Raw genomic sequence first — 26016 nt, 5'->3', positions numbered from 1 at the left:
GGGCCGGTGTTTCCTTAGCCATCGACACCTTTGTCGAAGCGAAGGATCAACCGTCATGAAGACACTCTTTGCTGTGCTGTCGGTCGCCATCCTGGCCGGCGGCATCGCCGCCCTTCCCCAACAGGCCGAAGCCAAGGGCTGCGTCAAGGGCGCGGCCGTCGGCGGCGTCGCCGGTCATATGGTCGGCTCGGGTCACGGCGTCGCCGGCGCGGCGGTCGGCTGCGCCGTCGGCCATCACGAAGCGAAGAAGAAGGACGAGGCCAAGAAGCAGGCCGACCAGCAGCAGGACACCCACGGCAACAACCAGCCGTCGAAGTAGGCGCCCCCGGACGGGATGGAGCGGAGAGGCGTTGCTTCAGCCCTTCCACTCCTCCCGGAGGATGGCGTAGAGGACATGGTCGCGCCATGCGCCGTCGATGCGCAGATAACCGCGCGCATAGCCTTCATGGGCGAAGCCGACCTTCTCCAACAGGCCGCGGCTCGGCAGGTTGGTCGGCAGACAGGCAGCCTCGATGCGGTGAAGGCCGAGCTGCCCGAAGGCGAATTCCAGGACCAGCTTGGTGCCGCCGGACACATAGCCGTTGCGGGCATAGGGCTGGCCGGCCCAATAACCGAGCGTACCCATCTGCGCCACGCCGCGGCGGATGTTGGTCAGGCCGAGTCCGCCGACCAGCGAGTCGGTCGCCCGGTCGAAGATCAGGAAGCTGTAGCCGAGGTCGTCCCGCCATTCCTGTGCCTGCCGGCGCAGCCGCCGGGCGAAGGCCGTCCGCGTCAGGGCGTCGGCCGGCCAAGTGGGCTCCCACGGGGTCAGGAAGGCCCGCGATGCGGCCCTGAGATCCGCCCATTCCCGCCAATCGCGCGGCAGGGGCGGACGGATGTAGCAATGCGGACCGTCGAGCCGGACCGCGGGGGGGCTGATGAGGCCGCTGCCGAGGAGANTCCCCGTGTATCCCCCTCACCCCGACCCTCTCCCCGGGGGGGAGAGGGGGAGAATCGCAGGGGGAAAGTGGGCACCGCCGCCGTCTTCATCGTCAGGCGAGACGCTCCGCGATGCGGTCGTAGCTTTCCAGCTTGTCGATCGGGCCGAGCGCCGCCACGGTCGGACGGCTGGCGCGCAGGCGGGAGGCGGCCTTGACCACGGCTTCGCGGTCGACACCGTCGATCTTCGCCACGATTTCGTCCACCGGAACCGGGCGGTCGTAAATCAGCATCTGCTGGCCCAGCTGCTCGCAGCGCGACATGGTGCTTTCCAGCGCCATCAGCGTGCCGGCCTTCAGCTGGGCGCGGGCACGGGCGACTTCGTCCTCGGTGACGTCGGCGCCGACCTTGGCGATCTCGTCGCAGACGACGGGGACCAGTTCCGCCACCTCGTCCTCGCCGGTGCCGGCATAGACGCCGAACAGGCCACCGTCATGATAGCCGCCGGTGAAGGTGTAGATGGAATAGACCAGCCCGCGCTTCTCCCGCACCTCCTGGAACAGGCGGGACGACATGCCGCCGCCCAGCAGGGTGGAGAGCACCGAGTGGGCGTAGAAGTCGGGGTCGTGCACCCCCACCCCGTCGAAGCCGAGCACGAGGTGCATCTGCTCGAGGTCGCGGTCCTCGCGGAAGTCGCCGCCGGTGTAGCTGGCGGACTCCGGCTTGGGCGGCACGCCGGCCGGCAGGTCGCCGAAGGCCTTCAGCGCAAGATCGACCATCCTGTCATGCTCGATCCGTCCGGCGGCGCTCAGCACCATGCCGGGGGCGCCGTAATGGCCGGCGATGTAGTCGACCAGCGCCTCGCGCGGCAGCGCCCCGACGATCTCGGCCGACCCCAGCACCGGACGGCCGATGGCCTGGCCCGGATAGGCGGTGGACTGGAAATGGTCGAAGATGATGTCGTCCGGCGTGTCGGCGCTCTGGCCGATCTCCTGCAGCACCACCGTGCGCTCGCGCACCAGCTCCTCGGCGTCCAGCGTCGAGTGCTGGATCATGTCGGAGAGGATGTCGAGCGCCAGCGGCGCATCCTCGTGCAGGACCTTGGCGTAATAGGCGGTCTGCTCGCGGGTGGTGTAGGCGTTGAGCTGGCCGCCGACATTCTCGATCTCCTCGGAGATGCGGAAGGCCGAGCGGCGCCGGGTGCCCTTGAACAGCATATGCTCGACGAGATGGGCGACGCCGTTGACGCTCGCCGCCTCGTTGCGGGTCCCCACCCCGACCCAGCAGCCGAGCGAAACGGACTGCACGTCGGGCATGGTGTCGGTCGCGACGCGAAGCCCGTTGGGCAACGTCGTCACACGAATGGAACTCATGCGGCCTCCTGGGCGGCGCGGGCGCGCGCGGTGACGAAATCCTGCACTGCCTTCAAGTCGTTCGGCAGGTCGGACAGGCGCTCCTCGCGCACATAAAGATCGGACAGGCGCGGCGGCAGGTCCGGCCGGCGGCCGGTCGCCTTTTCCACCGCGTCGGGGAACTTGGCGGGATGGGCGGTGGCGAGAACCACCATCGCGGCGGTCGGATCGACCCGGCCGGCCGCGACCGCGGCCTTGGCCGCGCCGATGCCGACCGCCGTGTGCGGATCGAGCAGATAGAGGCTGTCCTTCCAGACCTCGGCGATGGTCGCCATGGTGGCGGCCTCGTCCACCCGGTGGCCGGAGAAGATCGCCAGCGCGCGGGCCAGCTGCACCTCGGTCACCGTGAACCTGCCCTCGGCGCGGAAGCGGTTCAGCGCCTCCGTCACCGCGGTGCCGTCGCGGTCGAGCAGGTCGAAGAGCAGCCGTTCGAAGTTGGAAGAGATCTGGATGTCCATGCTGGGAGACAAGGTAGGCACGACGGGCGTCGCGACCATGCTCCCGCTGGCGAAAAAGCGCGCCAGGATGTCGTTGCTGTTGGAGCCGACCACCAGCGTCTCCACCGGCAGCCCCATGGCGCGGGCGCCGTAGGCGGCATAGACGTTGCCGAAATTGCCGGTCGGCACGGTGAAGGCGAGCTTGCGGTCGGGAGCGCCCAGCGCCACCGCGGCGGTGAAGTAATAGACGATCTGGGCCATGATGCGGGCCCAGTTGATCGAGTTCACCGCCGACAGCCCCATCCGGTCGCGGAAGGCGCCGTCGTTGAACATCGCCTTCACCAGATCCTGGCAATCGTCGAAGGTGCCGTCCAGCGCGATGTTGTGGACGTTGGACGACAGCACGCTGGTCATCTGCCGGCGCTGCACCTCGGACGTGCGGCCCTTGGGGTGCAGGATGAAGATGTCGACGTTCTGGCGGTCGCGGCAGGCCTCGATGGCGGCCGAGCCGGTGTCGCCGGAGGTGGCGCCGACGATGGTCACCCGCTGCCCGCGCTTGGCCAGCACATGGTCGAACAGGCGGCCGAGCAGCTGCAGCGCCACGTCCTTGAAGGCCAGCGTCGGGCCGTGGAACAGCTCCAGCACCCAGGTGGTCGGATCGACCTGCACCAGCGGGGTCACCGCCGCATGGTCGAAGCTGGCATAGGCGTCACGGACGATGGCGCGGAACTCGTCCTCGGCGATTGAGCCCCCCAGGAAGGGCAGCATCACGCGGACGGCGATCTCGCTGTAGGGCAGACCGCGCAGGGCGCGGATGTCGTCGGCCGTGAACTGCGGCCAGGTCTCCGGCACGTAGAGGCCACCGTCGCGCGCCAGCCCGGCCAGGAGGACGTCTTCAAAACCCAGGACCGGGGCCGTGCCCCGCGTGCTGACGTACCGCACCGCTTACACTCCGTCCGATGAAGTGGGCATAGTTAGCGAGGACCCTGCCCGCACGCAAGCGGTGCGGGACGCACGGCGCCCATTCCGTCCGGTTGGGGCCGCCTGAGGAACGCCGATGGAACGCTTGAAACACCATGGAATGGCTTTGCCCGCACCGTTCAACCGTTCAGTCCGGGTTTGTCGGCCTCACGCGGCCTCATCGACCGTCTCGTCCGCACTGCGCCGCCGCACCAAGACCGCCGCGCGCTCCAGCACCTCGGGGCCGGCGCCGGGGCGGTGGGCGTTCTCGGCGATGTGCCGGCGGTAGGCGCGGGCACCGGGCAGCCCCTGGAACAGGCCCAGCATGTGGCGGGTGATCGAGGACAGCGGCGTGCCGCGCGTCATCCGCGCCTCGATGTAGGGCAGCATGGCGCTGATCACCGCATGGCGGTCGGGGCCGGGCTCCCCGCCCATCAGGCGGCGGTCGGCGTCGGCCAGCAGATAGGGGGTCTCGTAGGCGGCGCGGCCGATCATCACGCTGTCGACCTTGCCGAGATGCCGCTCCGCCTCGTCCAGCGTCCTGATCCCGCCGTTGATGGCGATGGTCAGCTGCGGATAGTCCGCCTTCAGCCGATGGACGAGGTCGTAGCGCAATGGCGGGATATCCCGGTTCTCCTTGGGGCTCAGGCCCTTCAGCCAGGCCTTGCGGGCATGCACGACGAAGTGGGTGCAGCCGGCGGCGGAGACGGTGCGGATGAAATGGTCCAGCGTCGGCCACTCCTCCATCTCGTCGATGGCGATGCGCGACTTGACGGTGACGGGGATCGACACCGCGTCGCGCATGGCCCCGACCAGCCTTGCCACCAACTCCGGCTCGGCCATCAGGCAGGCGCCGAAGCGGCCGGACTGCACGCGGTCGCTGGGGCAGCCGACGTTCAGGTTCACCTCGTCATAGCCCCACTCCTGCGCGATGCGGGCGCAGGCGGCGAGATCCGCCGGGTCCGACCCGCCGAGCTGGAGCGCCACCGGATGTTCCGCCGCTTCGAAACCCAGCAGGCGTTCGCGGTCGCCATGCAGCACGGCGCCCGTGGTCACCATCTCGGTGTAGAGCAGCGTCGAGCGCGACAGCAGACGGTGGAAGTACCGGCAATGCCGGTCGGTCCAATCCATCATCGGGGCGACGCTGAGCGGGATGGCGGGGGGCAGGGTCATTTCGAGTGCGAACCGGGGCTGGTGAGACGCCAGGAGAAATTCAGGACCAAACCGCGAGGAGAGATCATGGCGAAGGGGAGCAAAGGCAATCGTCCAGCCGCCGTCTTCCTCGGATGATAGCCATCGGCGGGGCCGATGGAAATGATCGGCTTGCGGCGGAGGGCTTCCACCCGCCGGAATGCAGCCAAGCCGGCTGCACCAATGGAAAGGGGCCGGAACCTGCTCGGTTCCAGCCCCTTATGGATGGTGGGCGCACAAGGGCTCGAACCTTGGACCCGCTGATTAAGAGTCAGCTGCTCTACCAACTGAGCTATGCGCCCATCCGTAGGAAGTCTTCAAGAGATGGTGGGCGCACAAGGACTCGAACCTTGGACCCGCTGATTAAGAGTCAGCTGCTCTACCAACTGAGCTATGCGCCCATCCGTAGGAAGTCTTCAAGAGATGGTGGGCGCACAAGGACTCGAACCTTGGACCCGCTGATTAAGAGTCAGCTGCTCTACCAACTGAGCTATGCGCCCATCCGTAGGAAGTCTTCAAGAGATGGTGGGCGCACAAGGACTCGAACCTTGGACCCGCTGATTAAGAGTCAGCTGCTCTACCAACTGAGCTATGCGCCCATCTCTTGCTGCCATGAACTTGGCTGAAACAGCCGACTGTTCATCGCGCCGGCCAAGCCGTTGTCCCGGCCGGTGTGGCGCGGTTTATAACGAAGGGCATTTGGCCTGTCGATAGCAAAATCGCACCCCTTGTGAATTTTTTGGCACACGCTTTTCGGTGGCCGGACTCCACCCCCGGCGGCTAAACCGGCGCTGTCGTAACGGCGTATCGAAACGGGAGATCGAGGATGGGCGGCTGGACCGAAGGCTATGTCGGCGGCATCGACTATATCCGTGCCATCTACCGTGACTGGTCGCCGGCCCTGCTCTGCTTCGCCCTGACGCTGCGCGGCTGGCGCCCCCTCGAAGCCCTGCGCCAAGGCCGCTTCACCATGGCGGAGCCCGGCTGCGGCCATGGATTGACCAGCGCGTTGCTGGCCGGCGCCCATCCGGCGGCCCGGTTCGAGGCGATGGACTTCAGCCCCTCGCACATCGCCGGAGTCCGGCGGCTGGCCGACGATGCCGGGCTGGGCAACGCCGAGTTCCTGGAGGAGAGTTTCGCCGACTATGCCCGGCGCGACGGGCCGATGCTCGACGCCGTGGCCCTGCATGGCGTCTGGTCCTGGGTGAGTGCCGAGAACCGGGCGATTCTGCTGGAGGTGCTGCGCCGCCGGCTGGCGCCGGGCGGCGTCGTCTTCGTCAGCTACAACGCCCTGCCCGGCACCTTGGCCCATATGCCGCTGCGCCGCCTGCTGGTGGAGCGATGCGCCGAAGGGAACGGCCCCCTGCCCGAGCGCATCACGCAGGCGGTGGACTTCGCCGCGCGGATGGCGGCCCAGGGTGGCGGCTGGTTCGCCGGTACCGATGGGGTGGCGGAGCGCATCGAGCAGCTCCGTCGCAAATCGCCGAACTACATCGCCCACGAATATCTGAACGGCGACTGGACAGCCTTCTACCATGCCGACGTGGTCCGCGAATTGGCCGCCGCCAAGCTGGACTTCGCCGCCGCCGCCGTGCCGATGGAGCAGCTCGACGACCTCACGCTTTCCCCCGCCCAGCAGACGCTGGCGGCGGAGGCGCGCGATCCCGCCCAGGCGGAGACCCTGCGCGACATGATGACCAACCGCAGTTTCCGCCGCGACCTGTTCGTGAAGGGCGGCGAGCGGCTGGGTCCGGCCGAGCGGCGCGCCCTGCTGGGCGAAAGCCGTTTCGTCCTGCTGGCGGCGGCCGACGATCTGCCGGAGATCGCCTCCACTCCCGTCGGCCGGCTGCCTTTCCCGCGGGCGCTCTACCATCCGCTGGCGGAGGCCCTGGCCGCGGGACCGCAGAGCCTCGACGCGCTGCTCGCCCGACCGGCGCTGGCGGCCCAGGGGGAAGACGCGGTGCTGCGCGCCCTGGTGCTGCTGACCAGCCTGTCGCTGGCCGCCCCGGCCATGCCGGACGACGGTTTCGCCGAGCGCCGCAGTTCGAGCGACCGCTTCAACGCCGCCGTGCTGGAGCGCCATCGCTTCGGTGACACGCCGGGGCAGCTCGCCTCGCCGCTGCTGGGTGCCGGCGTGCCGGTGTCGCGGATCGAGGCGCTGTTCCTGCTGGCCGACAGGCTGGGCGAGGAGCCTGTCGCCTTCGTCTGGCGTCATCTGTCGGCCGACGGCATCGTGCTGGGTCGGGACGGTGAGCGCTGCGAAGGGGACGATGCGAACCGTGCGGAACTGGCGCGGCGCCATGCAGCCTTCGTACAGCGGCGACGACCGTTTCTGGAAGGGCTCGGGGTGGCATGAGAGGCTGGGAGGGCGGAGCGTCCACGCTCCCGATCACCATGGCTTGGCGGTCGGAAGCCCGCTTCAAATCGAGCCTGGCTCTCCGCGATCCGGTTCAGGCCACCGTCTTCGGCAGCTTCTCCGCGATACCGTAAAGGGCCTCGCGCCGACGGATTTCGGCGAAGACGTCATCGGGATGGATCTTCAGCGTTGCCCAGAGGACCGACAGATTGTAGAGCAGATCGGCGCTCTCGTTGATCACGCCCTGCCGATCCTCGTTCATGGCGTCCAGCGCCACCTCGACCGCTTCCTCGCCGACCTTCTTGGCAATCTTTTTCGGGCCGGCGGCGATCAGCCGCGCAGTCTTGGAGAGCGCGGGGTCCATCTGTTGGCGTTCGAGAATGGCGGCATAGAGGCGGATCAGGTCGTCGGTCATCAGATAGGATGTGTCTCGTTTGCGGGCGACGGAAGCATCGCTTCACTAACGTGATCGTTCCGCAACGAAATTGCTATCCCCCATAGGCGCGGTAAGGCGCCGCAAGAAGGCTTAATGCCATGCGGCGCCCCGGCCTCAGCCCACCGGGTCGTAGGAGTGATCGGCCTTCGGGCGCTCGTCCAGCAGGGCTTCGCCGGTGCTGATGAAATGGACGACCTCGGCGATGTTGGTGGCGTGATCGCCGATGCGCTCCAGGTTCTTGGCGATCATCATCAGGTGCATATGCGCCATGAACTGGTCCGGCGCCGCCAGGGCGGACCGCTCCACCTCCGCGACGAGGCTGGTGTAGAGCGCATCCACCTCGTCGTCGGTGCGCCAGATGCGGAGCGCCGCCTCGCCGTCATTGTCGACATAGGCGTCGATCACCGCACTGAGCCGCTCGCGCACCAGCCGGCCGAGCTGCGGCAACCCCGCCAGCGATCCGGATTCGGGCAGGCTGAAAATGGCGACGGCCCGTTTGGCCGTGTTGGCGGCATGGTCGCCGATGCGCTCCAGGTCGCCGGCGATCTTCAACGCCGCGATCACTTCGCGCAGATCGTCGGCGACCGGCTGGCGCAGGGCCAGCAGGCGCATGCAGTGGGCTTCGATATCGTGCTCGAACGAGTCGAGCCGGGCATCGGCCTCCACGATCTCCCGTGCGAGGTCCGGGTTTCGCTGCGCCAGACAGGTCAAGGCCTGGTCGATCTGCGTCTCCGCAGCGCCGGCCATCTGCACGATGGCGGATTTCAGCCGCTTCAGCGCGTCCTCGAACGCGGACACGATGTGCGGAGCGGAGGTCTTCATGGTCGCCAAACCCTTCCCGGCGGTCAGTCCCTAAGCCCGCACCATAGCGCGGGGACGTTACGGTACGATGACAGCGCCTATGACCAAGGGCTGCGCTCCCGCCCCACTTCCGGCCATGCGCGACCGCCGGACCTGCCCGAATGATCTTTGCGGTGCAGCCTCTCGGCGGATGGGCTCGCCGTCGACCATCACCACCGCTCCCACCCGGAACCGCCGAAGCGCCAGACAAAAGCATATTGCGGCGCAGCATCGGCGGGGATAAACACAACACCGTCACACCGGCCGGCGCGGTTTCGGCGGATCGGAACGGGTTTGACCGCGGGGCCATCGGCTGTTGACGGAATATTAACCCTAACCGGCCAATGTCCGCCTCACCAGACGCCGTGCCGCGGCGGTCACCGGCCCTCCGGGACCCGTATCCGCGGCAGGTATCAGGACTGCCGGCGCACTCTCCGCTTGAGCGGGCGGGCGCATTCGACTATGGAACCGTTGGCGGGCATGCTATGTCAGCCCGCCGGCTCGGCCGTCTCAACCGCTTTGATAGAGTTCGTCAGCTCCATGCTCTCCAAACTGCTCGGCGTTCTGTCCGCCGACATGGCGATCGATCTGGGGACGGCCAACACCCTGGTCTATGTCAAGGGCCGCGGCATCGTCCTGAACGAACCGTCCGTCGTCGCCATCGCCAACGTGCGCGGCAAAAAGCAGGTTCTCGCCGTCGGTGACGAGGCGAAGATGATGCTTGGCCGCACCCCCGGCAACATCCAGGCCATCCGGCCGCTTCGCGACGGCGTCATCGCCGATTTCGAAGTCGCGGAGGAAATGATCAAGCATTTCATCCGCAAGGTTCACAACCGCCGCAGCTTCGCCAGCCCGCAGGTCATCATCTGCGTGCCGTCGGGCTCGACCGCGGTGGAACGCCGGGCGATCCAGGAATCGGCGGAGGCCGCAGGCGCCCGCCGCGTCTTCCTGATCGAGGAGCCGATGGCCGCCGCGATCGGCGCCGGGCTGCCGGTGACGGAGCCGACGGGTTCGATGGTCGTCGACATCGGCGGCGGCACCACCGAGGTGGCCGTGCTGTCGCTGGGCGGCATCGTCTATTCGCGGTCGGTCCGCGTCGGCGGCGACAAGATGGACGAGGCCATCATCGGCTACATCCGCCGCAGCCACAATCTGCTGGTCGGCGAAGGCTCCGCCGAGCGGATCAAGAAGGAAATCGGCTCCGCCTGCCCGCCAGAGGACGGCGAAGGCCGCATCCTGGAGATCAAGGGCCGCGACCTGATGAACGGCGTGCCCAAGGAGCTGATCATCTCCGAGCGCCAGATCGCCGAGTCGCTGGCCGAACCCGTGTCGGCCATCGTCGAGGCGGTGAAGGTGGCGCTGGAGCACACCGCTCCCGAACTGGCCGCCGACATCGTCGACAAGGGCATCGTGCTGACCGGCGGCGGCGCCCTGCTGGGCAACCTGGACTTCGTCCTGCGCCACGCCACAGGCCTGCCGGTGTCGATCGCCGACGACCCCCTCTCCTGCGTGGCGCTCGGCACCGGCCGCGCTCTGGAGGAGATGAAGACGCTGCGAAACGTCTTGGTCAGCGCCTACTGATTGGTGTATCCCTGGTTTGAAGGCCTCCGGTCCCCCGCCCACCCCCGGCGGTGAGGACCGGAGACGGACCGCGTATCTGGACGGGAATTTCCTGTGAAGCCACGCTCATCCGGTTCCGTCATCCGCCTTGCCGCCCCTTTGCGGGCTCTCGCGCAACGCTTCTCCTTCCTTCTGCTGGTCCTGGCCTCCATCGCGCTGATGATGGTCGGTAAGATCGAGTCCGTTTCGGTGGACAGCGCGCGTGCGCGCGTCACCGACGCCTTCGCTCCCATCCTGGACGCCATCTCCCGCCCGGCCGCGACCGCCGCCCGCGTGGTCGAGTCCGCGGTGGAGCTTGAGAATGCCTTCGACGAGAACCAGCGGCTGAAGGCCGAGAACGCCCGCCTGCTGCAATGGCGGCAGGCCGCCTTGCGGCTGGAGGCGGAGAACAACAGCCTGCGCAGCCTGCTGCGGGTCCGCCCCGAGCCGGCGGTCAACTACATCGCCGCCCGTGTCATCGCCACGCCCGGCAGCTCCTTCGTCCGCACGCTGGTGGTCACCGCCGGCAGGCGCGACGGGGTGCGCAAGGGACAGGCGGCGCTGGCCGGCGCCGGTCTGGTCGGCCGGGTGATCGAGGTCGGCGAATGGTCGTCCCGCGTCCTGCTGCTGACCGACATCAACGCCCGCATTCCCGTGATCCTGTCGAACACGCGCCAGCGCTCGATCCTGGCCGGCGACAATTCCGACCAGGCCAAGCTTCTCTACCTGCCGCCGGACTCGCCGATCCAGGTCGGCGAGCGGGTGGTGACGTCGGGCGACGGCGGCCTGTTCCCGCCCGGCCTGCCGGTCGGCGTGGTGACCGCGGTCAGCGAACGCGGCGTGCGCGTCCTGCCCAGCGCCGACCTGTCGCGCGTGGAGCATCTGCGTCTGGTCGATTTCGGCCTGCCGGGCACCGATCTGGACTCGTCGCCAGAGTGGAAGTGAGCAGCCAGAGCGAGCGGCCGGCCGGGGGTTTGCCGAGATGACGGCGACCTTTTGGCAGAAGGTGGACAAGACCGGGCGCAATCTGGCGCCCTTCGCCGTCACGGTGATGATGGTGCTGGTCGGGATGATCCCGGTGCCGGTGCCGGGCTATCCCTCGGTGGCACCGAACCTGACGCTGGTCTCGGTCTATTACTGGACCATCCACAGGCCTGACCTGATGCGTCCGGGGGTGGCCTTTCTGATCGGGCTGCTGCAGGATTTCCTGGTCGGCGGACCGCTGGGCGTCAACGCACTGCTGCTGGTCGTCGCCCAATGGGCGGTCCTGAACCAGCGCCGGGTGTTCCTGGCCAGCACCTTCGCCCTGCTGTGGTTCGGCTTCACGCTGGTGATGGCGGGTGCCGTGCTGCTGCAATGGCTGGCCTTCTCGGTGCTGGACGCCGCCGCGCTGTCGATCCTGCCGGCCCTGTTCCAGGGCCTGCTGACCGTGGCGGTGTTTCCTGCGGTGGGGTGGCTGCTGATCCGCGTCCATCGCGCGTTCCTGAATGGGTAAAGGGTCCCGACGGATCTCATGAGTTCGATCGATCGCGACACCGACCGTTCCCGCCTGCTGGCGCGCCGCGCCCTGGTGCTGGGCGGAATCAAGCTGGCCGGCCTGTCCGCACTGGTCGGGCGCCTCTACTACCTGCAGGTCGTCGAGTCGGCGCGCTACACCATGCTGGCGGAGGAGAATCGCATCAGCCTGCGGCTGATCGCGCCGTCGCGCGGCACCATCGTCGACCGTTTCGGCGTGCCGCTGGCGGTCAACCAGCAGAACTACCGCGTCGTTGTCGTGTCCGAGCGGACCCACAACATCCAGGAGACGCTCGACAAGATCTCCCGCATCGTCCCGCTGACCGACGGCGACCGCCGCCGTGTGCTGCGTGAACTGCACCGCAAGCGCCGCTTCGTCCCGGTCACCGTGCGCGAGAACCTGACCTGGGAACAGGTGGCGACCCTGGAGACCAACACTCCCGACCTGCCCGGCGTGGCGATCGAGGTGGGCGAGCTGCGCTATTACCCGCAGGCGGACGCGACCGCCCATATCCTGGGCTATGTCGGTGCCGTCTCGGAGGCGGAGTTGAGCGGCAACAGCGACCCGGTGCTCTCCCTGCCCGGCTTCCGCATCGGCAAGGCCGGGATCGAGAAGTTCCACGAGAAGGTGCTGCGCGGCACCGCCGGTACCAGCCAGCTGGAGGTCAACGCGGTCGGCCGCGTCATCCGTGAATTGTCGCGCGACGAGGGCCAGTCGGGCCGCGAGATCCAGCTGACCATCGACATGGCGCTTCAGCGTTTCGTGCAGGAACGGCTGTCGCAGGAGGTCAGCGCGTCGGCGGTGGTGATGGACGTGCACACCGGTGGCATCTACGCCCTGTGCTCCCACCCCAGCTACGATCCCAACCAGTTCACCATGGGCATCAGTGCCGAGCTGTGGGAGGAGCTGCTGTCCAACCAGGCGACTCCGCTGAACAACAAGGCGGTGGTCGGCCAGTATCCGCCGGGCTCCACCTTCAAGATGATGGCGGCCCTGGCGGCGCTGGAATCAGGCGTGGTCAGCAACCGGCATACGGTGTTCTGCCCCGGCCATCTGGAACTGGGCGACCATCGCTTCCACTGCTGGAAACGCGGCGGCCATGGCACGATCGATTTCGTCGGCGCGCTGCGCCATTCCTGCGACGTGTTCTTCTACGACGTGTCGCGCCGGATCGGCATCGACCGCATCGCCGAGATGTCCAACCGCTTCGGCCTGGGCAACCGGACCGGCATCGACCTGCCGCACGAACGTGCCGGCCTGATCCCCTCCATCGCCTGGAAGAAGGCGACGCTGGGCAAGGGCTGGGACATGGGCGAGACGCTGGTCGCCTCCATCGGCCAGGGCTATGTGCTGACGACGCCGCTGCAGCTGGCGGTGATGACCTGCCGGCTGGCCAATGGCGGCTACGCGGTCAAGCCGCACCTGACCAAGCAGATCAAGACGGTCAGCGGCGAGCAGACCGCCTGGCCCGGCATCGGCGTGAAGAAGGAGAACCTCGACATCGTGCTGCGCGGCATGACCGAGGTGACCAACGCTCCCAACGGCACCGCCTACAAATCGCGCATCACCGAGGTCGGTTACGAGATGGCCGGGAAGACCGGCTCGGCCCAGGTCCGCCGCATCACCATGGCCGAGCGCAACACCGGTGTGAAGAAGAACGAGGATCTGCCCTGGCGCGAGCGCGATCATGCCCTGTTCGTCGCCTTTGCGCCGATCCAGGCGCCGCGCTACGCCTGCGCCGTGTTCGTGGAGCATGGCGGCGGCGGCTCCACCGCGGCGGCGCCGATCGCCCGCGACATCCTGCTGGAAACCCAGAAGCGCGACCCCGGCCGCGCCGCCGTCGCCGAAACCCCGACGACGGGTTTCGGGGAGCCGCCGGGCTGAGCGGCGTGCCGGTTCAAGACCGGCCGCGGGCCGGGATGGTCATCGCCGCCACTCCCACTACGACCGCGGCGCAGCCGGCAAGACTGGTCGGCTCCAGCGTCTCGCCCAAGGTCAGCACACCGATCCCGACCCCGATGGGCACCCGCAGATAGGCCTGTGCGGTCGTCGGGACCGAACCCAGGGTGTGAACCAGCCGGAAATAGAGAACGAAGGCCAGCGCGGTCGAGAAGACCGACAGGCCGGCGAGCGCCAGCAGAGAGTCCCACGACGGCGCCAGGGTCCAGGGCCGGTCGACGGCGAGACTGACCGGCAGCAGCACTGCCGCCCCGCACAGCAGAGAACCGGCGGCAGGCATGATCGGGTCCAGCCCCTTGAACACGCGGCCGAAGATGGCCGCCCCGGCATAACAGACGGTGGCGAAGACGATGGCCGCCTGCGCCGGCAGGTCACGACCGAGGCCGTCGACCGCTCCCACCCCGATGACCAGCACCGTGCCGCCGAGCCCTGCAAACACGCCGATCGCCTTCCGTAAGCTCATGGCCTCATGCCGGGTGAGCAGAAAGGTGAGGAGGAAGGCGAAGATCGGCGTCGTCGCGTTGAGGATCGCGGCGGTCCCGGCGTCGACCGTCCGTTCGGCCCAGGCGATCAAGGTGAAGGGGAAAACGCTGTTCAGGCAGGCCTGCACCAGGAACCGCTTCCATACGGCCCGTTCGCGCGGCAGGGAAAGACCACGCCAGCGGATGACGGCCAGCAGGATGGCTCCGGCGATCGACGTCCGGGCGGCGATGAGGGTCAGCGGCGGGATCGTCTCCACGCCGACCCGGATGAAGCTGTAGGACGCGCCCCACAAGGTCGCGAGGGCCAGCAGCAAGGCAAGCTCGACCCGCAGGTCCGGCCGCGAAGCGGGCCTGTCGGGCGTGGAAAAACCGGTCATGATGGCTCCATCGGTCTGCAAGGCGGCCCACCATGCCAGTCCGGGTGGTGGAAGACCGCCGCGAACGCTTCGGCCGCGGACGAAACGTCGGCGGCTGACGGCGCCGGCGAACCCGCCTAGACTGGCCGGCATGACCAGCCAGCCCCTCCCCATCGCCTCCGCCAACGGCATCGCCACCATCGCCGCCCTGATCGGCGATCCGGCGCGGGCGAACATCCTCTCCGCCCTGATGGGCGGACAGGCACTGACCGCCGGGGAATTGGCCTGGCATGCCGGCGTCGGAGCGCCGACGACCAGCGGCCACCTTGCCAAATTGAGCGAAGCGGGGCTGCTGGCGGTGGAGCGCCAGGGCCGGCACCGCTATTACCGGCTGGCCTCCCCCGACATCGCCCAGGTGATGGAAAGCCTGATGGCGGTGGCGACCGCCGGCCCGCGGCGCCACCGACCGCCCGGTCCGAAGGACGAGGCGCTGCGGACCGCCCGCACCTGCTACGACCATCTCGCCGGACGCCTCGGCACGACATTGGCCGACAGGATGAACGAGCGCGGATTGGTGATCCTCGGCGATGGCGGCGCCTTGGTGACCGGATCCGGTCACGACTTCCTGAGCGGCTTGGGGCTGGCCTTTCCGGACGCAGGCGGGACTCGCAGGCCGTTGTGCCGGGTCTGCCTCGACTGGAGCGAGCGTCGGTCCCATCTGGCCGGACGGCTGGGCGCGGCATTGCTGAGCTGTTCGCTGGAGCGCGGCTGGATCGTCCGCATCCCCGACAGCCGCGCGGTGGCGATCACCGAGGCCGGCAGCCAGGGGTTCGCCACGGTCTTCGGCATCACTCCCGAGCTGCTGGCGGCCGACTCCTCATTGGCCGTCGGATGATGCCATGCAAAAAGGCCCGGCTTTGCAGCCGAGCCTTCTAAGCTTGTCGCGCACCTTGGAGGAGGTGGCGTCCCCGACGGGAGTCGAACCCGTGTCGCCGCCGTGAAAGGGCGGTGTCCTAGGCCTCTAGACGACGGGGACGTCGTTCGCGGTGAGGCGCTTTCTAAAGATCGGAGCCGGAGAGCGCAAGCGCTTTTTTGCTGTCCCCGAAGGTTTTCTGCCCCCCTGCCCCACCAAACCCCTGGAAGACTTACGCGGACCGTGCAGGCGCCGCATCGTCGATCAGCAGCTGGACGCCTTCAGAGCCGTTCCAACGGTCGATCCGCAGCACGCCGGCGAGGTGGAACGGGGTGCCGCGGCCGTTCAGCAGGGCTTGGCCCATGTCGCTGTCGAGCGCACGGAAGGCGATCGCCTTCAGCCGGGCACCGTCATTGCCCTGCAGGATGCAGCGAACATGGTTGGCGCCGACCACGTCGGCGCGGACGACGCGGGCGTCGGCGATGGCGAAGCGCGGCTCCGAGTTCCCGGTGCCGTAGGGGCCGAGCTTGTCGAGCGTGGTCACCAGCCCGACGCTGGCGCCGCCGACCGACAGGGCGCCGTCCAGTTCCAGCGTCGGCACCAGCGGCGCGGCGGCGACCTGTTCGGAAACGCGACCATGCAGGAAGTCACGCAGCGCGTCGATCTTGTCGCCGGCCACGGTGAAGCCGGCCGCCATGCGGTGGCCGCCGCCGGCCAGCAGCAGCCCCTCCTGCCGGGCGGCGATCACCGCGGCCCCCAGATCGACACCACGGACGGAGCGGCCGGACGCCTTGCCGATGACGGTGCCGTCGGCGGCTTCCTCCAGGGCCACGACGCAGGCCGGGCGGCTGTAGCGCTCCTTCAGCCGGGCGGCGACGATGCCGATGACGCCGGGATGCCAGCCGACGCCGGTGACGAAGACCAGATCGGTCTCGCGCCCGGCCTCGGCGGCGACGCGCTCCAGCGCTTCGTCCAGAACCACCTGTTCGACGGCGCGCCGTTCGGCGTTGTGGGCCTCCAGGCGCTGGGCGAGTTCCATCGCCTCGATGGGATCGTCGGTGGACAGCAGGCGGGCGCCGAGGTCGGACGCACCCACCCGGCCGCCGGCGTTCACGCGCGGACCGAGGACATAGCCGGCATGGTAGGCGTCCGGCTTCTCCTTCACCCCCGCCACGTCGGACAGGGCCGCGAGGCCGGCATTGGCGCGGCGCGCCATCACCTTCAGCCCCTGCGCCACCAGCGCGCGGTTGAGCCCGGTCAGCGGCACCACGTCGCACACCGTGCCGAGCGCCACGATGTCGAGCCATTCCATCAGGTTGGGCTCCGTCCGGTCGCGGTAGAAGCCGGTTGTCCGCAGCACGCGGTTGACGGCGACGATGGTGATGAAGGTGACGCCGGCGGCGCACAGCGTTCGGTAGGCGCCGTCTTCGTCCAGCCGGTTGGGATTGACCAGGGCGACGGCGGGCGGCAGGCGCGGCTCGGCGGCATGGTGGTCCAGCACCACCACTTCCAGCCCGGCCTCGGCCGCCGTTTCCAGCGCCGCGAAGGCGGAGATGCCGCAATCGACCGTCACCACCAGTTGCACCCCCTCCCCTTTCAGGCGAAGCAATGCCGCGGCATTGGGGCCGTAGCCCTCCTTGATGCGATCGGGAACGTAGACGCGGATGTCGGCGCCGAGCGAGCGGAAGAAGCGGCGCAGCAGGGCGGCAGAGGTGGCGCCGTCGACGTCGTAATCGCCGAAGACCGCCACCGGCTCGCCGTCGCGGATGGCCCGTGCGATGCGCTCGGCCGCCGGGTCCATGTCGCGGAAACGCGACGGGTCGGGCAGCAGCGCCTTCAGCGTCGGGTTGAGGAAGGTGTCACAAGTCTCATCGGTGACGCCGCGGGCAGCCAGCACCCGGCCGACGATCTCCGGCAGCCCGCGCCCCTGGGTCAGCGCCTGCGCCTGCCGCTCGTCGCAGGGCCGCGCCTGCCAGCGCTTGCCGGACAGGGAGTTGGCGACGTTGAGGAAGGCGGCGGCTTCGGTCATGGCGGTGCTGCACGGTCTCTCTGGGATGGGGGCACAGCCATAGCAGAGATGGACGCGCGGCGCACGATGGGCATCGGCAGGGGTGGGGTGTGGGGGTGGAAGTTGTCGGCTTCGAATGCCCCCCACCTAGCCTCCCCCGCTGGGCGGGGGAGGAACTGGTACTTCTTTTCAGATCAAGCACCTAACCCCTCCCCCGCCCAGCGGGGGAGGGTTGGGGTGGGGGTCTAACGCCCCCGTACCCGCACCTAAGCCGCCCGCATCCACACCGCCGTATCGTGGAACGCCGCCCCGCCCGCCGGCGGAATTGGCTCGGGCGAGGTCAGGCTGTTGATGCCGATGCCCTCGACGAAGGCGCCGTTGGGCCAGATCCCCTCGACGATCACCACGCCGCGCGGAACGCCGGCAAAGGACTTGGCGTGGACCACGACGCTGCCCTGCGGATTGCCCAGCCGCACCGCATCGCCGTCGGTCAGCCCCAGCCCCGTCGCGTCGTCCGGGTGGATCAGAGCGGTGGGTCGGCCTTCGCGCTTCTGGGCGGTCAGCGTCTCGGTGAAGGAGGTGTTGAGGAACTGGCGGGCCGGGGCGGTGACGAGGCGGAAGGGATGCTCCGCATCGGCGTCGCGGGCGGGGGGCATGTGGTCGGGCATCGCCGGCATGCCGCCATAGGGACCGAGCGCCGCCCAGTCCGGCGCGAAGCGGAACTTGCCGTCGGGATGGGCGAAGCCGTTGAGGAAATGCGAGGTCTCGAAATCCGGCTGGGCGTCGATCCAGCGCTGCTCGCTCAGCGTCGCCGCGTCGCCGAGATCGGACGCCTTCAGCATGGCGTCGATGATCTCCAGCGCGGTCATGCCGAATCCCGGATGCTCGGCGCCGACGCGGCGGGCGAGTTCGGAGATCACCCAGTGATTCTCGCGCGCCTCGAACTGCGGCTCGATCACCTTGCGGCCGATCAGGATGTGCATCTGGCCGCCGCCGCGGTAGATGTCGTCATGCTCCAGGAAGGTGGTGGCGGGGATCACCAGATCGGCCAACTGCGCCGTATCGGTCATGAACTGCTCGTGCACCGCGACGAACAGGTCCTCGCGCAGGAAGCCCTGGCGGACGCGGTTGGAGTCCGGGCAGATCGTCACCGGGTTGGTGTTCTGGATCAGCATCGCCGTCACCGGCGGTCCGCTGGTCAGGTCGCGCGGGTCGCCGGTCAGCACCGCGCCGATGCGCGATTGGTCGAAGCTGCGCACCGATTTGTCGAGACGGTCCAGCCCCTCCGACAGAGTCTTGTCGAGCTTGTAGATGCCGGACGAGCAGTAGAGCGCGCCGCCGCCCTTGTGCTGCCAGGCGCCGGTGACCACCGGCAGGCAGGACACGGCATGGACCTGGGCCGCGCCGTTGTGGGCGCGCGACAGGCCGTAGCCGACGCGCAGGTAGGACCGCTCGGTGGTGCCGTAGAGGCGGGCGAATTCTTCGATCTCCGCCACCGTCAGGCCGGTGACGGCCGCCGCCCATTCCGGCGTGCGGCTGGCGAGATGCGCCTCCAGCGCCGTGGTGTCGCCGGCCAGCCGGGCCAGATAGGCACGGTCGGCGTGGCCGTCGCGGAACAGCACATGCATCACCGCGCAGGCCAGCGCCCCGTCGGTGCCCGGCCGCAGCATCAGGTGCAGATCCGACACCTCGGCCGTACCGGTGCGGTAGGGGTCGATGGTGACCAGCTTGGCGCCGCGGCCCTTGCGGGCGCGGCTGACATGGGTCATCACGTTGACCTGGGTGGCGACCGGGTTGCCGCCCCAGTTGACGATCAGGTCGCTCTCCGCCATCTCGCGCGGGTCGGCGCCGCGGATGTCGCCGTAGCCGGCGAGCCAGCCCATGTTGGCCGGCGTGTCGCACACCGTGCTGGTCTGGCGCGAATAGCCCTTGGCATGGCGCAGGCGCTGGATGCCGCCGCGCTGCACCAGCCCCATGGTGCCGGCGTAGAAATAGGGCCAGACCGCTTCCGGGCCATGGGTGCGCTCGGCGGTCAGGAAGGCGTCGGCGATGCGGTCCAGCGCCTCGTCCCAGCCGATTTCCGTCCACTGGCCGGAGCCCTTGGGGCCGCTGCGCAGCAGCGGGGTCTTCAGCCGGTCCGGCGAATGCACCCGCTCGGCATAGCGGCTGACCTTCGCGCAGATGACGCCGGCGGTGTAGCTGTTCTCGGCGGCGCCGCGCACCTTGCCGATGCGGTCGGGGGCGAGGCGTTCCACCTCCAGGGCGCAGGTGCTGGGGCAGTCGTGCGGACAGGCGGTGGGCAGGAACTGGGCCGACAAGGCTAACCTCGGGTCTGGCTGGCGGCGGGAGAAGGCGGAAGTCTAGGCCCGGCCGCGCGCCCGCTTCAATGCGCAACAATGTATGGGTACAAAAAAGCGGGGCCGCGAAGCCCTGTTCCGGACTTCGCGGCCCCTGCCGATTCAACGAGAGAACCCCCTGACGACTTGCGGCTTTACATGAAGCCGAGCAGGCGCGGGAACCACAGGGTGATCGCCGGGACGTAGGTGACGAGGCCGAGGAAGATCAGCATCGTCAGCAGCCACGGCCACACCGCCACCGTCAGCTCGGTGATGCCCATCTTGGTGATGCCCGAGGCGACGTAGAGGTTCAGGCCGACCGGCGGGTGGCACATGCCGACTTCCATGTTCACGATGATCAGGATGCCGAAATGTACCGGGTCGATGCCCAGCTTCATGGCGACCGGGAACAGGATGGGCGCCATGATCAGGACGATGGACGACGGCTCCATGAAGTTTCCGGCGGCCAGCAGGATGATGTTCACCACCAGCAGGAAGACCCAGACGCCCATGTTCTGGTCGAGGATCCAGGCCGCCATGTTCTGCGGGATCTGCTCCGACGTCATCAGGAAGGAGAAGAGCACCGCGTTGGTGATGATGTAGAGCAGCATCGCCGACATGCTGGCGCTGTCCAGCAGCACCTTCGGCACGCGGCGGAGCGGCATGTCCTTGTAGACGAAGACCGCGACGACGAAGGCATAGACCGCGGCCATCGCCGCCGCTTCGGTCGGGGTGAAGATGCCGCTGTAGATGCCGCCCATGACGACGATGATCAGCAGCAGGCCCCAGAAGCTCTCGCGCAGGGCATGCATGCGCTGCTTGAGGCTGGCCTTGGGCAGGCGCGGATAGCCGAACTTGCGGGCGCGGAACCAGGTGGTGAAGCCGAGGAAGCAGGCCAGCATGATGCCCGGCACCACGCCGGCGATGAACATCTGGCCGATCGAGGCGGCCTGCGGGTGGCCGGTGGTGGCGACGCAGTACATCACCATGACGATCGACGGCGGGATCAGGATGCCGAGAGCGCCCGAGGTGGTGACGATGCCGGCGCCGAAATTCTTCGGGAAGCCCTGCGCCACCATCGCCGGCAGGATGATCGAGCCGATGGCGACCACCGTCGCCGGGCTGGAGCCCGACACCGCCGCGAAGAGGGCGCAGGCCATCACGCCGGCCAGACCAAGCCCGCCATGCCAGTGGCCCACCATCGAGGTGGCGAAGTTGATCATGCGGCGCGCCACGCCGCCGTGGGTCAGGAAGTTGCCGGCCAGGATGAAGAACGGGATCGCCATGATCTCGAACTTCTCGATGCCGGTGAACAGCTTCAGCGCCACCGCGTCGATCGGCACGTCGGTCATGAAGAACAGGAAGGACAGAACCGTCAGGCCGAGCGAGATCGAGATCGGCATGCCGGTGAGCATGAGGGCCAGCAGAAGCCCGAAGATGATTGCGGCGTTCATGCCGGGCCTCCTTCCTTGGCGGCTTCGACCGGGTCGATGCCGTCGACCTGGGCATGGTCGTGGTGGGGCAGTTCGCCGGTGCGGACGAAATTCCAGGCGACCTGGAGGAAGCGGAAGCACATCAGGTAGGAGCCGAGCGGCACCGCCAGATAGATGATCCACATCGGCCATTCCAGATCGGCCGACACCTGCTCGGTCTCCGACATGTGGTAGACGAAGCGGGCGCCGAGCGACCCGACGATGCCGGTGAACAGCGCGCCGGCGCCCAGCCCGAACAGCACGAACTTGGCACGCAGGTGCGGTTCCATCCGGTTGATGATGACGTCGACGCCGACATGGATGCCGGTACGCACGCCGTAGGCGGCGCCGAACTTGGCCATCCACACGAACATGTAGATGCACAGCTCCTGCGCCCAGGCGAGGTTCCAGTGCAGCACATAGTCCTGGATGACGGGAACGCCGGAGAAATAGCGGTGGACGACGGACGCGAAGATGACGAGCGTCGCCCCGGCCATGAGCGACGCGATCAGCGTCTCCTCAAGGCGGTCGAGGATTTTCATGAACATGTCGCGGGGATCTCCCGGTCGGCGGAGATGGGGTCGGCGTTTGTTGCCCTCTCCCGTCCCGGGAGAGGGAGGGACCCGCCGAAGGCGGGAGGGTGAGGGGTGATCCGCACATGGATCCCGATCCTTGGATCACCCCTCACCCTTCCCATGCTGCGCATGGGTCCCTTCCCTCTCCCGGGGCGGGAGAGGGGGGATCGAAGCCAGAGTGCTTACATCTTGAAGCCGGCCGCGGCCGATTCCTTGTAGATCGCTTCGATCAGGTCCTTGCCGACGCGGGATTCGGCGTCCTTGTGGACCGGCTTGAGCGCCTTGATCCAGGCCTCGCGCTCTTCCTTGGTCTGGGTGTGGAACTCGGTCCTGCCCGAGGCCTTCATCTGGGCCAGCGCGGAGTCGTTCTCGCTCTGGGCGATGTCGTTGGCGTAGTCGGTCGCCTCCTTCATCGCCTCCTCCAGCTTGCCGCGGACGTCGGCCGGCAGGCCTTCCCAGAACTTCTTGTTCACGATGACCGCATAGCCGAGATAGCCGTGGTCGGTCAGGGTGGCGTTCTTCTGCACCTCGTGCATCTTCTGGGTGTACATGTTGGACGGCGGGTTCTCCGTGCCGTCGACGACGCCGGTCTGCAGCGCCTGGTACACTTCCGAGAAGGCCATCACCTGCGGCAGGGCGCCCAGCGCCCGCATCTGGGCATCCAGAACCTTGGACGACTGGATGCGCATCTTCAGGCCCTTCACGTCCTCCGGCTTGATGAGCGGCTTGTTGGCGCTCATGATCTTGAAGCCGTTGTCCCAATAGGCCAGGCCGATGATGCCCTTGGACTCCAGCTTCTGGAACAGCTTCTTGCCGATCTCGCCCTTGGTGACGCGCTGCAGGACTTCCTTGCTCGGGAAGATGTAGGGCAGGTCGAAGACCTCGAATTCCTTGGCGCCGAGCGGACCGAACTTGGCCAGCGACGGGGCCAGCATCTGCACCGCCCCCAGCTGCAGCGCCTCGAGCTCTTCCTTGTCCTTGTAGAGCTGGCTGTTCGGATAGACTTCGATCTTGACCTTGCCGGCGGTCAGCTTCTCGGCGAGTTCCTTGAACTTCTCGGCACCCTTGCCCTTCGGCGTCTCCGGCGCGACGACATGGCTGAACTTGATCACGATCTGGTCCTGGGCCCAGGCCGTGGACAAGGCCATCGGCGCCGACATCATGCAGCCGACCGCAGCCGCGCACAGGAGCTTCACGAGTTTCATGGGTGCGTCCCCCTCTGGTGTTTGATTGTCGACAGGGCGGAATGTTCTGCCCCGTACTTGTTGCGCATTGTTCATGATTGGACGAATTGCGGCTATTGTGGATATCCGCAGAGTCGGCCTATCCCACTTTCGCCTGGGTCCGCCATCTCCCACCACCACACTTTCGTGTCCATCTTGATGTCGAGACCGCCCTCCAACCCCACCGCTCGTGCCGCCCGTATCAGGCGGGCGGTTCCGCATGCGACGCCGGTGGTGGCGATGGCGCTGGTCGTGGTGCTGCTGGGCGCCTTCCTGTGGCTGCTTCAGCGCAACGAGCGGGACGAGGAGGCGCTGGCGCTCATCAAGGACGCCTTGTGGGTCGAGCAGAACCTGCATTTCCAGCTCGCCTCCGACGAGGACAAGCTGGAAAGGCTGGCGGAGACGCTCGGCCGCAGCGACGTCGACCTGCGGCAGTTCGCCGCGATGGCCCGGCTGGTGGTGAACACCAATCCGGCGATCGAGCGCGTGCTGTGGCTGGACGCCGAGGGGCGGGTTTTGCTGGCCGAGCCGCCGCTGCCGGGGGACGGCGCCCCGGATGGGAACAGGCGGGGCGCGACGGAGGGCAACGTCGATCATTCCGGGGGGCAATCCGGCGGGCAGTCCGGGGGGATGACCCGCGACGACGCGATGCGCATCGCCCGGTCCTCCGGCCTGCGGGCGTATGGGGCGCCCTACCGGATCGACGCCACCGACCGCGGGTTCGACGCCGCCTTCCCGCTGTTCCGCGACGGCGCCTTCGCCGGAGCGCTGGTCGGCGTCTTCTCGTTCGAGGCGATGCTGACCCACCATGTGCCCTGGTGGTTCGCCCAGCGCTACCAGTTGGAAGTGATCGACGCGACGGGCGCGGTGCTGGGGTCGAAGTCGCGCTTGTCGGTGCCGGGGTCCATGGCCGGACCCGAGCCGGACCCGGCGCGCAGCCACGTCATTCCGTTCGACCCTCCCGGCCACGGGCTGGCATTGGTGGCCACCGCCTATCCCAGCGACTCCAACGTCACCCGCACCGTGCTGGTGGCGGCGATCTTCGCGCTGACCGGATCGGCGCTGTGGAGCCTGTGGTCGCTGCGCCGCCACATCGCCGGCCGCCTGCGGGCGGAGGAAGCCCTGCGCGAGGAGCACGCCTTCCGCAAGGCGATGGAGGACAGCCTGACCGTGGGCATGCGCGCCCGCGACATGGAGGGGCGCATCACCTACGTCAATCCGGCCTTCTGCCGGATGGTCGGGCTGGAGGCCGAGGACCTGATCGGACGCGGTCCGCCGGCGCCCTATTGGCTGCCGGAGGAGATCGACCAAGCCGAGGCCGCATTCCAGGACGTGCTGGCCGGCCGGGCACCGGAAAGCGGGCTGGAGATGCGGTTCCAGCGCGCCGACGGCGAACGCTTCGACGCTCTGATCTACGAGGCGCCGCTGATCGACGCCAACGGGCGCCAGACCGGCTGGATGGGCTCAGTCCTCGATATCACCGAACGCAAGCGGGCCGAGGAGCTGGCCCGCCAGCAGCAGGAGCGGCTGCAGCAGACCTCCCGCCTCATCACCATGGGCGAGATGGCATCGACCCTGGCGCATGAGCTGAACCAGCCGCTGTCGGCCATCGCCAGCTATTGCACCGGTTGCCTGAACCGGCTGCGCTCCGACCGCTGCGATACGCAGGAGGTCGCGGCGGCGCTGGAAAAGCTGGCGGCCCAGGCCAAGCGCGCCGGGCTGGTGGTGCGCCGCATCCACGACTTCGTGCGCAAGCGCGACCCGAAGGTCGCTCCCTGCTCGCTGGCCGGCGTGCTGGAGGACTGCGTCGGTCTGGCCGGCAGCGACGCGGCGCGGCTGGGCGTGCGGGTCGAGCTGGACGCGCCGGCCGACCTGCCGCCGGTCACCGGCGACCGCATCCTGCTGCAGCAGGTGGTGCTGAACCTGATGCGCAACGGGATCGAGGCGATGGCCCGCACCCCGCGCGCCGACCGCCGCCTGACCGTCACCGTCCGCCAGGGCGGCGAAGACGGCAGCGGCGACGGCGGGCGGGTGCTGCTGACGGAGATCCGCGACCATGGCTGCGGCATCGCGCCCGACGTGGCCGAACGCCTGTTTTCCCCTTTCTTCACCACCAAGCGCGAAGGTATGGGCATGGGTCTGAACATCTGCCGGTCCATCATCGAACACCACCGCGGCCGGCTGTGGTTCGAGACTGCCGGGCGGAACGGCTCCGAAGGGCCTGCCGGGGCGCGTTTCCTGTTCACCCTGCCCGTCCATGCCCACCCTCTTGACCGCAGCATCGAGGCCGCCGAATGACCACGCTCCATATCGTCGACGACGACGAGGCCATCCGCGACGCTCTCGGCTGGCTGTTCCAGTCGCGCAACGTCCCGGTCTCCGGCTGGCCGTCCGCCGAAGCCTTCCTGGAGGCTTGGCGGCCGGACACCGCCGGCTGCCTGCTGCTGGACATCCGGATGGAGGGGATGAGCGGGCTGGAGCTGTTCGACCGGCTGCTCGCCAAGGGATGCCGCATGCCGGTGATCTTCCTGACCGGCCATGGCGACGTGCCCATCGCCGTCGGCGCCCTGAAGAAGGGAGCCCGCGATTTCGTCGAAAAACCCTTCAACGACAACGAGCTGGTCGACCGGGTGATCGACGCGCTCGCCGCCGACGCCGAACAGCGCGAGCGCGAGGCGGGACAGGCCGGACTGGCGGCGCGGCTGGGCACCCTGACCCAGCGCGAACGGCAGGTGATGGAGCTGGTCGTCGCCGGCCGCCTGAACAAGGTGATCGCCGACGAGCTGGGCATCAGCATGCGCACGGTCGAGGTCCATCGCAGCCATGTGTTCGAGAAGATGCGGGTGAAGACGGCGGTGGAACTGGCGCGGCTGCTGACGGGTGCCTCCTGATGACCGCCTGCTGAATCGGGGGAAACCCCAGAAGACGGCAGAGGTCCCTGGAGTCGTCACAGGGCCCGCACTACTCTGCCCCCCGCCACCCCGGTGGTTTTCCCCTGCGGCCTGGAGCATCGGCGGTTGCGCTTGC

At 68.2% G+C, this 26016-nt stretch carries 21 protein-coding genes and 5 tRNA genes; 9 read left to right on the top strand and 17 right to left on the bottom strand.

What is annotated here, in order from left to right:
• Positions 1-55 precede the first annotated feature (55 nt).
• Positions 56-319, top strand: a complete 264-nt coding sequence (locus tag JHL17_RS28385; RefSeq protein ID WP_200197997.1) for a hypothetical protein — start codon at positions 56-58, stop codon at positions 317-319.
• A gap of 36 nt (positions 320-355) precedes the next feature.
• On the opposite strand, the gene JHL17_RS28380 is transcribed toward JHL17_RS28385, so the two are convergent.
• The 8 genes from JHL17_RS28380 to JHL17_RS28345 form a co-directional block, all read right to left on the bottom strand.
• On the bottom strand, positions 356-877 hold the full coding sequence (locus JHL17_RS28380) for a GNAT family N-acetyltransferase (RefSeq protein WP_345773917.1): 522 nt from the start codon (positions 875-877) through the stop codon (positions 356-358).
• A 154-nt stretch (positions 878-1031) separates the two neighbouring features.
• Positions 1032-2291, bottom strand: a complete 1260-nt coding sequence (locus tag JHL17_RS28375) for a M16 family metallopeptidase (RefSeq protein WP_200197996.1) — start codon at positions 2289-2291, stop codon at positions 1032-1034.
• Positions 2288-3709 (bottom strand): threonine synthase, encoded by a 1422-nt coding sequence (gene thrC, locus JHL17_RS28370; protein WP_200197995.1) that lies wholly within the window; start codon positions 3707-3709, stop codon positions 2288-2290. The genes JHL17_RS28375 and thrC overlap by 4 nt, the downstream gene beginning before the upstream one ends.
• 186 nt (positions 3710-3895) lie before the next feature.
• Positions 3896-4900, bottom strand: a complete 1005-nt coding sequence (gene dusA, locus JHL17_RS28365; protein WP_200197994.1) for a tRNA dihydrouridine(20/20a) synthase DusA — start codon at positions 4898-4900, stop codon at positions 3896-3898.
• Between the two features lie 244 nt (positions 4901-5144).
• Positions 5145-5220 (bottom strand) — tRNA-Lys (locus JHL17_RS28360).
• Positions 5221-5243: 23 nt separating this feature from the next.
• Positions 5244-5319 (bottom strand) — tRNA-Lys (locus JHL17_RS28355).
• A 23-nt stretch (positions 5320-5342) separates the two neighbouring features.
• A tRNA-Lys gene (locus tag JHL17_RS28350) sits at positions 5343-5418 on the bottom strand.
• Positions 5419-5441: 23 nt separating this feature from the next.
• Positions 5442-5517: transfer RNA gene (locus tag JHL17_RS28345), tRNA-Lys, on the bottom strand.
• Positions 5518-5744: 227 nt separating this feature from the next.
• On the opposite strand from JHL17_RS28345, the gene JHL17_RS28340 reads away from it, so the two are divergent.
• The gene (locus JHL17_RS28340; RefSeq protein WP_200197993.1) at positions 5745-7274 is read left to right on the top strand and encodes a class I SAM-dependent methyltransferase; all 1530 of its coding nucleotides are present in this window, start codon (positions 5745-5747) and stop codon (positions 7272-7274) included.
• A 94-nt stretch (positions 7275-7368) separates the two neighbouring features.
• On the opposite strand, the gene hisE is transcribed toward JHL17_RS28340, so the two are convergent.
• Together hisE and phoU are read right to left on the bottom strand one after the other, a co-directional pair.
• Entirely contained in the window at positions 7369-7689 is a 321-nt protein-coding gene (hisE, locus tag JHL17_RS28335; RefSeq protein WP_200197992.1) for a phosphoribosyl-ATP diphosphatase, read from the bottom strand.
• Positions 7690-7824: 135 nt separating this feature from the next.
• Complete coding sequence (gene phoU / locus JHL17_RS28330) at positions 7825-8532, bottom strand: phosphate signaling complex protein PhoU (protein ID WP_200197991.1); 708 nt, start codon at positions 8530-8532, stop codon at positions 7825-7827.
• A 558-nt stretch (positions 8533-9090) separates the two neighbouring features.
• On the opposite strand from phoU, the gene JHL17_RS28325 reads away from it, so the two are divergent.
• The 4 genes from JHL17_RS28325 to mrdA all read left to right on the top strand — a co-directional run bounded on the left by JHL17_RS28325 (position 9091) and on the right by mrdA (position 13549).
• Entirely contained in the window at positions 9091-10131 is a 1041-nt protein-coding gene (locus JHL17_RS28325) for a rod shape-determining protein (RefSeq protein ID WP_012974729.1), read from the top strand.
• A gap of 93 nt (positions 10132-10224) precedes the next feature.
• Positions 10225-11094, top strand: a complete 870-nt coding sequence (gene mreC, locus JHL17_RS28320) for a rod shape-determining protein MreC (protein WP_200197990.1) — start codon at positions 10225-10227, stop codon at positions 11092-11094.
• A gap of 37 nt (positions 11095-11131) precedes the next feature.
• Positions 11132-11644: a rod shape-determining protein MreD gene (gene mreD, locus JHL17_RS28315; protein WP_200197989.1), complete on the top strand. Its 513-nt coding sequence runs from the start codon at positions 11132-11134 to the stop codon at positions 11642-11644.
• Between the two features lie 18 nt (positions 11645-11662).
• Positions 11663-13549, top strand: a complete 1887-nt coding sequence (gene mrdA, locus JHL17_RS28310; protein WP_200197988.1) for a penicillin-binding protein 2 — start codon at positions 11663-11665, stop codon at positions 13547-13549.
• Between the two features lie 13 nt (positions 13550-13562).
• On the opposite strand, the gene JHL17_RS28305 is transcribed toward mrdA, so the two are convergent.
• Positions 13563-14483: a DMT family transporter gene (locus JHL17_RS28305; RefSeq protein WP_200197987.1), complete on the bottom strand. Its 921-nt coding sequence runs from the start codon at positions 14481-14483 to the stop codon at positions 13563-13565.
• A gap of 130 nt (positions 14484-14613) precedes the next feature.
• Here JHL17_RS28305 and JHL17_RS28300 point away from each other — a divergent pair, with 130 nt between their 5' ends.
• Positions 14614-15357: an ArsR/SmtB family transcription factor gene (locus JHL17_RS28300; protein ID WP_200197986.1), complete on the top strand. Its 744-nt coding sequence runs from the start codon at positions 14614-14616 to the stop codon at positions 15355-15357.
• A gap of 65 nt (positions 15358-15422) precedes the next feature.
• Here JHL17_RS28300 and JHL17_RS28295 read toward each other — a convergent pair.
• The 6 genes from JHL17_RS28295 to JHL17_RS28270 form a co-directional block, all read right to left on the bottom strand.
• A tRNA-Glu gene (locus JHL17_RS28295) sits at positions 15423-15498 on the bottom strand.
• A gap of 109 nt (positions 15499-15607) precedes the next feature.
• On the bottom strand, positions 15608-17404 hold the full coding sequence (gene recJ, locus JHL17_RS28290) for a single-stranded-DNA-specific exonuclease RecJ (RefSeq protein WP_200197985.1): 1797 nt from the start codon (positions 17402-17404) through the stop codon (positions 15608-15610).
• Between the two features lie 245 nt (positions 17405-17649).
• On the bottom strand, positions 17650-19701 hold the full coding sequence (locus tag JHL17_RS28285) for a molybdopterin oxidoreductase family protein (RefSeq protein WP_200197984.1): 2052 nt from the start codon (positions 19699-19701) through the stop codon (positions 17650-17652).
• Positions 19702-19874: 173 nt separating this feature from the next.
• On the bottom strand, positions 19875-21173 hold the full coding sequence (locus JHL17_RS28280) for a TRAP transporter large permease (protein WP_200197983.1): 1299 nt from the start codon (positions 21171-21173) through the stop codon (positions 19875-19877).
• Positions 21170-21739 (bottom strand): TRAP transporter small permease, encoded by a 570-nt coding sequence (locus JHL17_RS28275; RefSeq protein WP_200197982.1) that lies wholly within the window; start codon positions 21737-21739, stop codon positions 21170-21172. The genes JHL17_RS28280 and JHL17_RS28275 overlap by 4 nt, the downstream gene beginning before the upstream one ends.
• Before the next feature lie 209 nt (positions 21740-21948).
• Complete coding sequence (locus tag JHL17_RS28270; protein ID WP_200197981.1) at positions 21949-22971, bottom strand: TRAP transporter substrate-binding protein; 1023 nt, start codon at positions 22969-22971, stop codon at positions 21949-21951.
• Between the two features lie 177 nt (positions 22972-23148).
• Between JHL17_RS28270 and JHL17_RS28265 the strand changes: the two genes are divergently transcribed.
• Entirely contained in the window at positions 23149-25287 is a 2139-nt protein-coding gene (locus tag JHL17_RS28265; protein WP_200197980.1) for a sensor histidine kinase, read from the top strand.
• Positions 25284-25880 (top strand): response regulator transcription factor, encoded by a 597-nt coding sequence (locus JHL17_RS28260; protein WP_200197979.1) that lies wholly within the window; start codon positions 25284-25286, stop codon positions 25878-25880. Before JHL17_RS28265 ends, JHL17_RS28260 begins: the two co-directional genes overlap by 4 nt.
• Positions 25881-26016 lie beyond the last annotated feature (136 nt).

The sequence above is a fragment of the Azospirillum endophyticum genome (assembly GCF_016595245.1).
Taxonomy (GTDB): Bacteria; Pseudomonadota; Alphaproteobacteria; order Azospirillales; family Azospirillaceae; genus Azospirillum; species Azospirillum endophyticum.
This window is presented reverse-complemented; position numbering and strand designations above follow the sequence as displayed.